At 42.4% G+C, this 13,229-nt stretch carries 13 protein-coding genes and 2 tRNA genes; 14 read left to right on the forward strand and 1 reads right to left on the reverse strand.

What is annotated here, in order from left to right; all coding sequences use genetic code 11:
- Positions 1-81: 81 nt before the first annotated feature.
- The 9 genes from parE (at position 82) to rpsA (ending at position 8,816) form a co-directional block, all read left to right on the forward strand.
- Entirely contained in the window at positions 82-2,031 is a 1,950-nt protein-coding gene (gene parE, locus J2S23_RS01205; protein ID WP_307120941.1) for a DNA topoisomerase IV subunit B, read from the forward strand.
- Between the two features lie 103 nt (positions 2,032-2,134).
- Positions 2,135-2,455, forward strand: a complete 321-nt coding sequence (locus J2S23_RS01210; protein WP_307120942.1) for a hypothetical protein — start codon at positions 2,135-2,137, stop codon at positions 2,453-2,455.
- Between the two features lie 87 nt (positions 2,456-2,542).
- A complete protein-coding gene (locus J2S23_RS01215; RefSeq protein ID WP_307120943.1) occupies positions 2,543-2,953 on the forward strand; it encodes a YkvA family protein in 411 nt (136 codons plus the stop codon).
- A 259-nt stretch (positions 2,954-3,212) separates the two neighbouring features.
- Positions 3,213-5,684, forward strand: a complete 2,472-nt coding sequence (parC, locus tag J2S23_RS01220) for a DNA topoisomerase IV subunit A (RefSeq protein WP_307120944.1) — start codon at positions 3,213-3,215, stop codon at positions 5,682-5,684.
- 125 nt (positions 5,685-5,809) lie between these two features.
- The gene (locus J2S23_RS01225) at positions 5,810-6,850 is read left to right on the forward strand and encodes a branched-chain amino acid aminotransferase (protein ID WP_307121053.1); all 1,041 of its coding nucleotides are present in this window, start codon (positions 5,810-5,812) and stop codon (positions 6,848-6,850) included.
- 68 nt (positions 6,851-6,918) lie between these two features.
- Positions 6,919-7,152: a DUF2969 domain-containing protein gene (locus J2S23_RS01230; protein WP_307120945.1), complete on the forward strand. Its 234-nt coding sequence runs from the start codon at positions 6,919-6,921 to the stop codon at positions 7,150-7,152.
- A gap of 49 nt (positions 7,153-7,201) precedes the next feature.
- Positions 7,202-7,282: transfer RNA gene (locus J2S23_RS01235), tRNA-Tyr, on the forward strand.
- A 139-nt stretch (positions 7,283-7,421) separates the two neighbouring features.
- A tRNA-Gln gene (locus tag J2S23_RS01240) sits at positions 7,422-7,493 on the forward strand.
- Between the two features lie 123 nt (positions 7,494-7,616).
- A complete protein-coding gene (rpsA, locus tag J2S23_RS01245; RefSeq protein WP_307120946.1) occupies positions 7,617-8,816 on the forward strand; it encodes a 30S ribosomal protein S1 in 1,200 nt (399 codons plus the stop codon).
- 93 nt (positions 8,817-8,909) lie between these two features.
- On the opposite strand, the gene J2S23_RS01250 is transcribed toward rpsA, so the two are convergent.
- The gene (locus tag J2S23_RS01250; protein ID WP_307120947.1) at positions 8,910-9,095 is read right to left on the reverse strand and encodes a 4-oxalocrotonate tautomerase; all 186 of its coding nucleotides are present in this window, start codon (positions 9,093-9,095) and stop codon (positions 8,910-8,912) included.
- A 126-nt stretch (positions 9,096-9,221) separates the two neighbouring features.
- Between J2S23_RS01250 and J2S23_RS01255 the strand changes: the two genes are divergently transcribed.
- The 5 genes from J2S23_RS01255 to J2S23_RS01275 all read left to right on the forward strand — a co-directional run bounded on the left by J2S23_RS01255 (position 9,222) and on the right by J2S23_RS01275 (position 13,029).
- Complete coding sequence (locus tag J2S23_RS01255; protein WP_307120948.1) at positions 9,222-9,401, forward strand: hypothetical protein; 180 nt, start codon at positions 9,222-9,224, stop codon at positions 9,399-9,401.
- Between the two features lie 500 nt (positions 9,402-9,901).
- Positions 9,902-10,480 (forward strand): thymidine kinase, encoded by a 579-nt coding sequence (locus J2S23_RS01260; RefSeq protein ID WP_307120949.1) that lies wholly within the window; start codon positions 9,902-9,904, stop codon positions 10,478-10,480.
- A 14-nt stretch (positions 10,481-10,494) separates the two neighbouring features.
- Entirely contained in the window at positions 10,495-11,574 is a 1,080-nt protein-coding gene (gene prfA / locus J2S23_RS01265) for a peptide chain release factor 1 (protein WP_307120950.1), read from the forward strand.
- Between the two features lie 2 nt (positions 11,575-11,576).
- Positions 11,577-12,413 (forward strand): peptide chain release factor N(5)-glutamine methyltransferase, encoded by an 837-nt coding sequence (prmC, locus tag J2S23_RS01270; protein ID WP_307121054.1) that lies wholly within the window; start codon positions 11,577-11,579, stop codon positions 12,411-12,413.
- Positions 12,400-13,029 carry an L-threonylcarbamoyladenylate synthase gene (locus J2S23_RS01275; RefSeq protein ID WP_307120951.1) on the forward strand — a complete coding sequence of 210 codons (630 nt, stop codon included), beginning with the start codon at positions 12,400-12,402 and terminating at the stop codon, positions 13,027-13,029. Before prmC ends, J2S23_RS01275 begins: the two co-directional genes overlap by 14 nt.
- Positions 13,030-13,229: the final 200 nt, after the last annotated feature.

Genomic DNA, 13,229 nt, shown 5'->3' on the forward strand with positions numbered 1-13,229 from the left:
AAGGGTTTAACTAGTGAAAACTTTTGCATTTTGAGGAAAAAATCGGTAATATAGTACAGATGATAATTCTGGAGGTTAGCTTTGGCTAAAAATAAGAACGAAATTACAATTAATAATTATAATGATGATGCCATTCAGGTATTAGAAGGCTTGGATGCTGTCCGTAAAAGACCGGGAATGTATATTGGATCAACGGATGGGACTGGACTGCATCACCTGGTCTGGGAAATTGTCGACAACGCAGTCGACGAGGCCCTCTCAGGGTTTGGAGACAAGATTGAAGTCACCATTAATAAAGACGGGTCTTTAACCGTTTCTGACCATGGACGGGGGATGCCAACGGGTCTCCATGCTATGGGGATTCCAACGGTAGAGGTCATCTTTACAGTTCTTCATGCGGGTGGTAAGTTTGGCCAAGGGGGCTATAAGACATCTGGTGGTCTTCACGGTGTTGGGTCGTCGGTTGTGAATGCCTTGTCGAGCTGGCTTGAAGTAGAAATAACGCGTGACGGTCATGTTTATCGTCAACGCTTCGAAGCTGGTGGTAAACCTGCAACAACGCTTAAAAAAGTTGGCACTTCTGCTAAGTCGAAAACGGGTACTAAAGTGACCTTTATGCCAGATGCCACCATCTTTTCAACGACAGAGTTCAAGTACAACACCATTGCAGAACGCCTTAACGAATCAGCCTTCCTCTTAAAGAATGTGACCTTGACCCTGACGGATGAACGCACTGGGGAGTCTAGTGAATTTCATTATGAAAATGGAGTGCAAGATTTTGTCGAGTACCTAAACGAAGACAAAGAGACTCTGACACCAGTCCTCTATTTTTCAGGAGAGGAATCAGGATTTCAAGTAGAAGTAGCCATGCAGTATAACGATGGCTTCTCTGATAATATCCTCTCTTTTGTTAATAATGTCCGCACCAAAGATGGTGGTAGCCATGAAACAGGACTTAAGGCGGCCATTACTAAGGTCATGAACGACTATGCCCGTAAAACGGGACTTTTAAAAGACAAAGACAAGAACCTAGACGGCTCGGACTACCGGGAAGGCTTATCAGCCATCCTGTCTATCTTGGTGCCTGAAGAACACCTCCAATTTGAAGGTCAGACCAAGGACAAGCTCGGCTCTCCTTTGGCACGACCAGTTGTTGATGGGATCGTTTCTGAAAAATTAACCTTCTTCCTGATGGAGAATGGCGAACTTGCGGCGAACTTGATTCGCAAAGCCATCAAAGCTAGAGATGCCAGAGAGGCTGCTCGTAAAGCTAGAGATGAAAGCCGAAACGGCAAGAAGAATAAAAAAGACAAGGGGCTTTTATCTGGGAAACTAACCCCAGCCCAGTCAAAAAATCCCAAGAAAAACGAACTTTACCTTGTCGAAGGGGACTCTGCCGGAGGTTCCGCCAAGCAAGGTCGTGACCGTAAGTTTCAGGCCATTCTTCCCCTTCGTGGTAAGGTTCTTAATACCGAAAAAGCCAAGATGACCGATATCCTTAAAAATGAGGAAATTAACACCATGATTTATACCATTGGTGCTGGAGTAGGGGCTGATTTTAGCCTAGAGGATATTAACTACGATAAAATCATTATCATGACCGATGCGGATACGGACGGTGCTCACATTCAGACTCTCTTATTAACCTTCTTTTACCGCTACATGCGCCCCCTTGTTGAGGCAGGACATGTTTATATTGCATTACCACCCCTTTACAAGATGTCTAAAGGCAAGGGCAAGAATGAACAGATAGCTTATGCTTGGTCAGACGGAGAGCTTGAAGAATTGCGCCAGCAATTTGGCAAAGGTGCTATGTTGCAACGCTATAAAGGATTGGGTGAAATGAACGCAGACCAACTTTGGGAAACAACCATGAACCCTGAAACACGGACCTTGATTCGTGTGACCATTGATGATTTGGCTCGTGCAGAGCGTCGTGTCTCTGTTCTCATGGGAGATAAGCCAGCACCACGTCGCCAATGGATTGAGGACAATGTCAAGTTTACCTTGGAAGAAAATACAGTGTTTTAACTGGTCCTTTGTTAATGGTACCAGAGTCTCTAATGAGAAGGGATCATCACTATTGGGTGGTAAAACACCTATTGACTAGCTCAAAATCAAAAAGGAGTGAACTATGGTCTTAGAAAATAAGTTAGGGATAGAAGATTCTCTGAAATTAGCAGAAGTAGAAGAAAAACTCAGTAAGCTCCATGCGAAGCAATTGTTTGAAAAGCAATTGTTTAAGGATAAACCAGCAGGCGTATTTGAAACACTATCCTATATCCATGACTATCTTCTTGCCATGGAACGCAGCCCTATTCGTGATATTGAAATGAAACATGTTCTGAAAAATGCGCTGACAACTGAAACGAAAAATCGTGCTCTTTACATGAAAGGAGCAGACCACTCCTATTATTATGAGGGCTATAACCGATTTCAAACCGAAGAGTTGTAAGAAGTTGAAGATGAAAAATTGAAAAGTTAAGTGTTAGGAGAAAACTACCCTTTTCAAAATCCTAATAAGAAATTAAGAGGTAATAGAATGCCTAAAAAAATGACCAAAGAAGAAGCTTTTGCTCAGTTACAAAAGCGTTTTGATAAAGCCGAGACACTCTTGAAGGACGATGCCAAAGTGCAGACCTTTCTTGATAAGCTGGAACGCAAGATCAAGCGGATTCCCTTTGTCAGTCAAGAAATTAAGAACATACCTGTACTGATTAGCATGGTTAGAAGTTACTGGAAAAAGGATTACACAAAAGTTCCATTTAAGACCATGGTGGCCATCGTTAGTGCCCTGCTTTATTTCCTATCGCCTATTGACGTTGTACCCGACTGGATCCCAGTTCTCGGTCAGATGGACGATGCTCTTGTGATTGCAACCTGTTGGAAGTGGGTTAATGACGATATTGAAGCTTATCGCAAATGGCGTAAATCTAGTCAAACCGATCAATAGGTTGCTGACGTTTTTCCTAATCAAGGAAAGTACGGAAAAAAGGAATCATTCTTTAATATACTAAGAAATAAGAAAGGACTGTTGGTTAGTCTTTCTAACTGAACACGCCCTAAAGGCTGTGTCAAAAAGAGACACAGGTGTTTAAATTTTAATTTTTTACAGCTGTGGCTACTTTAGTGTAAATCGTCTAGAAAATCAGGATTTTCTGCCGATTTCCTGTTTTGACCTTGCCTTTTTAACGGGCTTTGAATCTTATACTATGTCAAACATTCAAAACATGTCCCTTGAGGACATTATGGGAGAGCGTTTCGGACGCTATTCCAAATACATTATTCAAGAGCGGGCCTTGCCTGATATTCGAGATGGGTTAAAACCGGTGCAACGCCGTATCCTGTATTCCATGAACAAGGATGGCAATACCCACGATAAGGGCTACCGTAAATCAGCCAAATCTGTCGGGAATATCATGGGTAACTTCCACCCGCACGGGGATTCGTCCATATATGATGCCATGGTCCGTATGTCTCAGGACTGGAAAAACCGTGACATATTGGTTGAAATGCACGGGAACAACGGTTCTATGGATGGTGATCCACCGGCAGCCATGCGTTATACGGAAGCCCGCCTTTCTGAAATTGCTGGCTATCTCTTGCAGGATATCGACAAAAAGACCGTGCCTTGGGCGTGGAACTTTGACGATACTGAAAAAGAACCTACGGTACTACCAGCAGCCTTTCCTAACCTCCTGGTTAATGGGGCGACAGGAATTTCAGCTGGTTATGCAACAGATATTCCACCCCATAACCTGGCAGAAGTCATTGATGCAGTTGTTTATATGATTGATCACCCTAAGGCCAAGTTAGAGAAGCTTATGGAATTTCTCCCTGGGCCGGATTTCCCGACGGGTGCCATCATCCAAGGGCAAGATGAAATCAAGAAAGCCTATGAGACAGGAAAGGGCCGTATCGTTGTTCGAAGCCGGACAGAAATTGAGCAACTTAAAGGCGGCAAGGAACAAATTGTCATCACTGAGATTCCTTATGAGATTAACAAGGCGGTTCTTGTTAAAAAGATTGACGATGTGCGTGTCAATAATAAGGTTCCAGGAATTGCCGAAGTTCGTGATGAATCTGATCGAGACGGTCTGCGCATTGCCATTGAACTCAAAAAGGATGCCGATAGCCAAACCATCCTCAACTATCTCTTGAAATATACTGATTTACAAGTCAACTACAATTTCAACATGGTAGCGATTGATAACTTTACGCCGCGTCAGGTTGGTCTTCAGAAAATCCTTTCTAGCTATATCTCTCACCGCCAGCAAATCATTGTGGCTCGTTCAAAATTCGACAAGGCCAAGGCTGAAAAACGCCTTCACATTGTTGAGGGATTAATCCGTGTTATCTCAATTTTGGATGACGTCATTGCCCTCATCCGTGCTTCTGAAAACAAATCAGATGCTAAAGAAAACCTCAAAATCAGCTATGATTTCTCAGAGGAGCAAGCTGAAGCTATTGTGACTTTACAGCTTTACCGCCTGACCAATACGGATATCGTAACGCTTGAAAACGAAGAAGCAGAACTTCGGGATACGATTCAGACTTTAGCGGCGATTATTGGAGATGAGGCGACCATGTTTAACCTCATGAAGCGTGAGCTCCGCGAGGTCAAAAAGAAATTTGGGACAGCTCGTCGTTCGGAATTACAAGCAGAAGCAGAGACGATTGAGATTGATACGGCTAGCCTGATTACTGAAGAAGAAACCTATATCAGTGTCACCCGTGGCGGTTACATCAAACGGACAAGTCCGCGTTCCTTCTCGGCGTCCCAATTGGATGAAATTGGGAAGCGAGATGAAGACGAACTGATTTTCTGGCACTTAGCCAAGACCACTCAGCATCTTTTACTCTTTACAGACCAAGGCAATGTCATCTACCGACCGATTCATGAGTTAGCAGATATCAAATGGAAGGATATTGGCGAACATTTGAGCCAAACCATCACCAATTACGATACCAGCGAAAACGTGCTATATGCTGAAATTGTAGACAGCTTCGAGGATAATACTACCTATTTTGCTGTGACGCGCTTAGGCCAAATCAAGCGCGTGGAACGCAAGGAATTCACTCCTTGGCGGACCTATCGTTCCAAGTCTGTTAAATATGCCAAGCTAAAAAATGCCGAGGACCAGGTTATCACAGTAGCGCCGATTCAGTTGGATGAGGTTCTCATTTTGACGACCAATGGCTATGGCTTACGTTTTGCAATTGATGAAGTGCCAGTAATAGGTGCCAAGGCTGCTGGTGTGAAAGCCATTAACCTAAAAGGTGATGACACGGTGGCAGCAGCTTTAATTGCCAATACCAGCAGTTTCTATCTCTTGACACAACGCGGAAGCCTTAAACGCATGGCTATGGCTGACATTCCAGTGACAAGCCGTGCCAATCGTGGCCTCCAAGTCCTTCGTGAGCTCAAGAGCAAGCCACACCGCGTCTTTGCTGCTGGAAATGTCATCACAGAAGTAACTGGTGACCTTGATCTTTTTGCAACAGAAGTGAAAGAAGTTGAAAGCCAGATTCTCATAGTCACATCAACAACGGGACAAACTACCGAAATTGCGCTTGAAAATCTAGGTATTTCAGAGCGAACCAGCAATGGTTCCTTCGTGTCAGATACTATTTCTGATCAGGGTGTCTTTTCAGCCAAACTAAAATTTTCTGACAACACATAACCAGAAAATTCTTTTGTGAACATTTCTTAAAGCCTCAGGGGAAGAGCTACTTTCCCTGAGGCTTTTTAAAATGAGAATTGTTTAAAGGTTTGCAATTTACTAAAAAAAGAGTAAAATAGATAAAAATAAGTGAGGAGACTGCTATGCCAAGAGACATTGATTGGGAAAACCTAGGATTTAATTACATGAAACTTCCTTATCGGTATATTGCTTATTACCGAGACGGTAACTGGGAAAAAGGAGAGTTAACGGAAGATAGCACGCTTCATATTTCTGAAAGTTCACCGGCTCTTCATTATGGCCAGCAGGCTTTTGAGGGTTTAAAAGCCTATCGTACCAAATCTGGAACAATTCAACTTTTTAGACCTGATGAAAATGCTAAACGCCTCCAACGAACTGCAGAACGTCTCTTGATGCCTCAAGTTCCAGTTGATCTTTTTGTTGAAGCTTGTAAACAGGTTACCAAGGCTAACGATGCCTTTGTCCCACCCTATGGAACAGGGGGAACTCTTTATTTACGCCCGCTTTTAATTGGTGTTGGTGACATTATTGGCGTACAGCCTGCGCAAGAATATATTTTTACTGTTTTTGCCATGCCAGTTGGAAATTATTTTAAGGGTGGGTTAACCCCGACGAATTTTTTGGTTGCTGATGATTTTGACCGTGCAGCTCCCTATGGCACAGGTGCTGCAAAGGTTGGCGGAAACTATGCAGCAAGCCTGCTTCCAGGTAAGAAAGCAAAAGCGGCAGGTTTTTCGGATGTCATCTATTTAGATCCAGCTACTCATACGAAAATTGAAGAAGTTGGGTCAGCTAATTTTTTTGGCATTACAGCTAATAATGAATTTATCACACCATTAAGCCCATCCATTTTGCCATCTATTACCAAGTACTCTCTCTTATACTTAGCAGAGCATCGTCTTGGAATGACACCTGTAGAAGGCGATGTTTATCTCAGCGATTTAGAGAAATTTATCGAAGCTGGAGCCTGTGGGACTGCTGCTGTCATTTCACCAATCGGTGGTATTCAACACGGCGATAACTTCCATGTCTTTTACAGTGAATCAGAAGTCGGACCAGTCACTCGTAAACTTTATGACGAATTAACGGGAATCCAGTTTGGTGATGTTGAAGCCCCAGATGGTTGGATTGTAACCATAGATTAAGAAAACAAGGCTCTGGCACTTGCCAGCGCTTTGTTTTTCATGTAGAATAGGTGGAGTGAGGTAATAGCATGAGTAAAAAAGAAAAGAAAATTGAAATTCAGCTGACAGATGCAACCCTATCTGTTAACGGAGAAAATTATGACGGTTACGTCCTAACGCTTGGCAAAAAAGAAATTGGTCAAATTGCTGAGTTTTCTGAAAAACAGTTTGCAATCGTCAAAAACGGAAATGCCGAAACTTTTTTCAAATCTCTTAAAAAAGCTGTCGAAAATATCATCGAAAATTATAATCTAACTCACTAAAACGCTTGTAATATAAAGAAATTCGTGTTACAATGATTTAGTTAGTGTTGGAGAGATAGCGAAGAGGCTAAACGCGGCGGACTGTAAATCCGCTCCTTCGGGTTCGGGGGTTCGAATCCCTCTCTCTCCATCAAGATACGAGTGCGTTAAAAATCCCGTATGAAAATAGGAAATCAATGCAGTGTCTTATAGACACAAATTGATTTATCTTTTTCACTAGGGATTTAGCACGAGTTCAGTTATTATCCAACTGAAAAAGTATTTAACATTGGGGTATAGCCAAGCGGTAAGGCAAGGGACTTTGACTCCCTCATGCGTTGGTTCGAATCCAGCTACCCCAGTCAAGGTATCAGGCTTTGCCTGACGTCGTTTAAAAAGCGTTGTTGTCGTTGCGGGTGCCTTAAATAAAATATATTTTTGTCAGTTAGCAATCGGGCTGGCTGATGTCGGAGGTTTTTTTAATAATGAACGAATTTGAAGATTTGTTGAACAGTGTAAGCGAAGTTAACACAGGTGATGTGGTAACTGCAGAAGTATTGACCGTTGATAACGATCAAGCTAATGTTGTTATTGCTGGTACTGGTGTTGAAGGTGTATTGACTCGCCGTGAATTGACTAGCGACCGCGATGCAAATGTAGCTGACTTGGTGAAACCAGGTGAAACACTTGAAGTATTGGTACTTCGTCAAGTTGTTGGTAAAGACACTGACACTGTGACATATCTTGTTTCTAAGAAACGTTTAGAAGCTCGCAAGGCATGGGATAAACTTGTTGGTCGTGAAGAAGAAGTGGTAACTGTTAACGTTACTCGTGCTGTAAAAGGTGGACTTTCAGTTGAGTTTGAAGGCCTCCGTGGTTTCATTCCAGCATCAATGATCGATACGCGTTTCACACGTAACACTGAGCGTTTTGTAGGTCAAGATATCGAAGCTAAAATTAAAGAAGTTGATCCTTCTGAAAACCGTTTCATTCTTTCACGTCGTGAAGTAGTGGAAGCTCAAGCAGCAGAAGCACGTGCTGAAGTCTTTGGTAAACTCGAAGTTGGTTCAGTTGTAACTGGTAAAGTTGCACGTATCACAAGCTTTGGTGCCTTTGTTGACCTTGGTGGTGTTGATGGATTGATCCACTTGACTGAATTGTCACATGAGCGCAACGTTTCACCAAAATCAGTTGTAACTGTTGGTGAAGATGTTGATGTCAAAGTCTTGGCAATCGATGAAGAAGCTGGTCGTGTATCATTATCTCTTAAAGCGACTACCCCTGGACCATGGGATGGTGTTGAGCAAAAACTTGCCGCTGGTGATGTTATCGAAGGTAAAGTGAAACGCTTGACTGACTTTGGTGCTTTCGTTGAAGTATTGCCAGGGATTGATGGACTTGTTCACATCTCACAAATTTCACACAAACGTGTTGAAAATCCAAAAGATGCTTTGTCTGTAGGTCAAGATGTGACTGTTAAAGTTCTTGAAGTTAATGCTGAAAACGAGCGTGTATCACTCTCTATCAAAGCTTTGGAAGAACGTCCAGCAGCCGCTGAAGGTGAGCAAACTGAAAAACGCCAATCACGTCCACGTCGTCCACGTCAAGAAAAACGTGACTTCGAATTGCCAGAAACACAAACTGGTTTCTCAATGGCAGACTTGTTCGGTGACATCGAATTATAAGAATCAAAAAAAGAGATTGGGGAGCCAGTCTCTTTTTCTGTTTTAAAAAAGAGACTGACACAAATCAAGTCTCTAACAGTTTGGTTTAAGGGATTATCCCTTGCGTTTCATTTCGCCTTGTGGAAAGTAAGTTCCTTCTTTAAGGTCATTAATGAAGACGTGAACAGCTTCTTTGCTAGCTCCTGTATGCTTCATGACCACTTCAGTGACTTCTTGTGCTAGGGCAATTTTTTGGTCATCTGTACGGCCTTCAAAAAGGTCAATTTTTACGAATGGCATAGGTATCTCCTTTGGTTTTGATACTTTTGAGTATAGCACAAATACCTTTAAAATAACAGTTTTAGACATAGGTGTGCTATAATACAGTTAGGAAGGGGATGGGTGTCTCTAACTAGGAGGATGACCATGAAAAACTATTTTCTTACTCTGACCTTGAGTGCAATATCTTTAGCGTTAGCTATCACTGTTTTTGCGGAGTCGGTCATTGAAGGTCCCATTTTAATAACGCTGTGTGTGCTTACCTTAACCTACGGATTAGTCGGAATTTGCTGTCGGCATAAAACCTTTAAAAAGGTTCCAGATTGAAGACAAAGTCTCTTTTGAAACTTTCCTTAGGTGATAACGGACGGTAGCGACTCCCTTCGGGATTCCAAACCTAAGTTTTGAGCCTAAGGTCTCAAAACTTCCGAGTACCTGAAACGCAATAGTTTCAGGTACTTTTATCACAGCGGAAAGTTTCGATACTTGCTCGCTTAGCTCGCAAAAAATCAACTTTTTAAATCCATGGTAGAACTTCGTAATATCCTTTTGATAGAAAACTAGGGTTTGTCTACGTCCTCAAACCTTTAAAAAGGTTCTTCTTACTTTCTTAGAAGCTTTTCTGTATTGGCCTGGTCCTCTTTAGGTTTAAATTTTTACTGTTTATTAGGGATGTTTGATAGTTTTTAACCGATTTCCCTGTCACATTCTGAGTTTCTGCTGATTATAGAGCAAGTCATTGTTTTGACTTGCTTTTTTTCTATCTAAAGCCTTGTTTTTATGATAAAATAAGAGAAGTGATTTTAACATAGATTGGACGTAAACGTGTGGCACAGTTATATTATAAATACGGGACTATGAACTCTGGCAAAACCATTGAGATCTTGAAAGTAGCCTATAATTATGAAGAGCAAGGGAAGTCGGTTGTTCTCATGACCTCAGCTATCGACACTAGAGATGGGATAGGGGTTGTTTCTTCTAGGATCGGGATGAAGCGTGAAGCGATTGCTATTGATGATAGCATGAATGTTTATGAATACGTTGAGCAGTTATCGCCCAAGCCCTACTGTATTTTGGTAGATGAAGCACACTTCCTATCCCGCAAATCTGTCTACGAGTTGGCACAAATTGTTGATGAGTTAAACATTCCCGTGATGGCCTTTGGTCTCAAAAATGATTTCCAGAATCATCTGTTTGAAGGGTCCCAATATTTGTTGCTTCTAGCAGACAAAATTGATGAGATTAAAACCATTTGCTACTTTTGTAAAAAGAAAGCAACCATGGTACTTCGGACAGAAAACGGCAAGCCAGTCTATGAAGGCGCTCAGATTCAAATCGGGGGTAATGAAAGCTATACGTCTGTCTGCCGTAAACACTATTTCCACCCAGAATTTAAAGAGAATTAAAGAAGGAGTTGACAATGAATATTTACGATCAACTACAGGCTGTAGAAGACCGTTATGAAGAACTAGGGGAGCTTTTAAGTGATCCAGATGTCGTTTCAGATACCAAACGTTTTATGGAATTGTCACGGGAAGAGGCTAATACACGTGAGACTGTTGCAGCTTATCGCGAATACAAGCAAACGATTCAAGCCATTGCAGATGCCGAAGAAATGATCAAAGATGCTGGCGGTGATGCAGAGCTAGAAGAAATGGCGAAAGAGGAGTTAAAGGACTCTAAAACAGCCAAAGAAGAATTAGAAGGTCGCCTGAAAATCTTACTCTTACCCAAAGACCCTAATGATGATAAGAATATTATCTTGGAAATCCGCGGGGCGGCAGGTGGGGACGAAGCAGCCCTCTTTGCAGGTGACCTGTTGACCATGTATCAAAAGTATGCTGAAAGTCAAGGCTGGCGGTTTGAAATCATGGAAACCTCGTTGAATGGTGTAGGGGGCTTTAAAGAAGTTATCGCCATGGTATCAGGCCAATCGGTCTACTCCAAACTGAAGTACGAATCAGGAGCACACCGTGTGCAGCGAGTTCCCGTGACTGAGAGTCAAGGACGTGTACATACCTCAACGGCAACAGTCCTTATCATGCCTGAGGTTGAAGAAGTGGAATATGATATTGATCCCAAGGATCTCCGTGTGGATATCTATCATGCGTCTGGGGCTGGTGGACAGAACGTCAACAAGGTAGCAACGGCCGTTCGTATCGTCCATTTGCCAACTAATATCAAGGTTGAGATGCAAGAAGAACGAACACAACAAAAAAACCGTGATAAGGCTATGAAAATTATTCGTGCCCGTGTAGCAGACCACTTTGCGCAAATCGCTCAGGACGAGCAGGATGCAGAGCGTAAGTCGACGATCGGTACAGGGGACCGCTCAGAACGTATCCGTACCTATAACTTCCCTCAAAACCGAGTAACGGATCATCGCATTGGCTTGACCCTTCAAAAATTAGACACGATTATAGCTGGAAAACTAGATGAAGTGGTTGATGCACTCGTCCTTTATGACCAAACCCAAAAACTTGAGGCCTTAAATAAATAATGGTGACATACGGTCAATTCATAGTTGAGTTAGAATCAAAACTCCAATCACTTGGGGAAGAAGCGGAAGCTTTAAAAATTGTTTTTAAGGAATTAAAAGAATGGACCCTAACTGACCTGGTCACTTCTCTTAGGGAACCTCTAACAACTGCTGATCGGGAGCTCTTGCTGTCTATTTTTGAACAGTTGGCCAATCATATTCCGGCTCAGTATATCTTGGGTTATACGTATTTTTCAGAAATGAAGCTCAAGGTCGATGAGAGAGTTCTCATCCCAAGACCCGAGACAGAAGAACTAGTGGAGCTTATTGTGCGTGATAATGCCCCAACCCCTTTAAGGGTTTTGGATCTTTGTACGGGATCAGGAGCTATCGCCCTAGCTTTGAAAAAAGCCTGTCCAGATTGGGAAATGGTCGGAAGTGATCTTTCAGCAGATGCTATAGCAGTAGCGTCTGAAAATGCGAATGTTCAGGGTTTGGCGATAAACTGGCTTGTTTCAGATCTATTTGATGCGATTTCTGGAAAATATGATATCATCGTATCTAATCCCCCTTATATTGCTCAGGAAGATCAGGGTGAAGTTGGCCTGAATGTTTTAGCTTCTGAACCTCACTTAGCTTTATTTGCGGATGAAAATGGCTATGCTATCTACAGGCAAATCATCGAGCAAGTGAGTGATTATCTGAAGCCTACTGGGAAGCTTTATTTTGAAATTGGCTACAAACAAGGTCAGGGCCTGGTCAATCTTTTGAACCAACACTTCCCGCAAAAGCGGGTACGGATTATTCAGGACCAATTTGGTCAGGATCGAATGGTGGTGATGGATCATGTGTCAGTCTAGTGAACAAGAGCTTAGTCGCTTGGTAGAGATTATTGGTAAGGGAGGAAGTCTTATCCTACCAACGGAGACTGTTTATGGTCTCTTTGCAGATGCCTTATCTGAGGATGCTGTTCGTCATGTCTACAAGTTGAAACAACGACCGGTAGATAAGGCTATGAATCTCAACGTAGCGACGATAGACGCCATTTATGCTTTTTCTAAAGAGCAACCCGACTTTTTGCCTCAACTGTTCGATCACTTTCTACCAGGTCCGCTGACGATAATTCTAAAAGCAAATGAGCATGTACCAGTTTGGGTCAATTCTGGACTAGACACAGTTGGTTTTCGTCTTCCTAATCATCCGGTCACTCGAGAGATTATTAAACGAACAGGTCCGCTCATCGGTCCATCAGCTAATGTATCTGGGGCGTCTAGCGGTAAAGTCTATGAGGAGATTAAGAGTCAATTCGAGGAACAGCTTTTTGGATTTGCAGACGATGAGGCTATCACGGGTCAAGATTCGACCATACTAGATCTCTCAGGCGAATACGCTAAAATCTTGCGACAAGGACTGATTACAGAGGCAGAATTGAAGGCAAAAGTCCCTCAAATTCTATTTGAACCCTTGGTTGGTTAGTATCTTCACTTGTTTTTTTAGACTTATTTTGCTAGAATATTTTTTTAAATAGGGTGTATCAGTGGTTAACTGCATTCATAGTTTAGCGTTCTCTTAACTGTTATCCCTGTCATAAGCTGTTTCAATGATTTTAGGATTATTGTGTCAGTCTTTGTGTGAAACGAGTGCCTTGTAACAAGGCCATCCCTACAAGGCTTAAA

The organism is Streptococcus moroccensis, assembly GCF_030812835.1.
Taxonomy (GTDB): Bacteria; Bacillota; Bacilli; order Lactobacillales; family Streptococcaceae; genus Streptococcus; species Streptococcus moroccensis.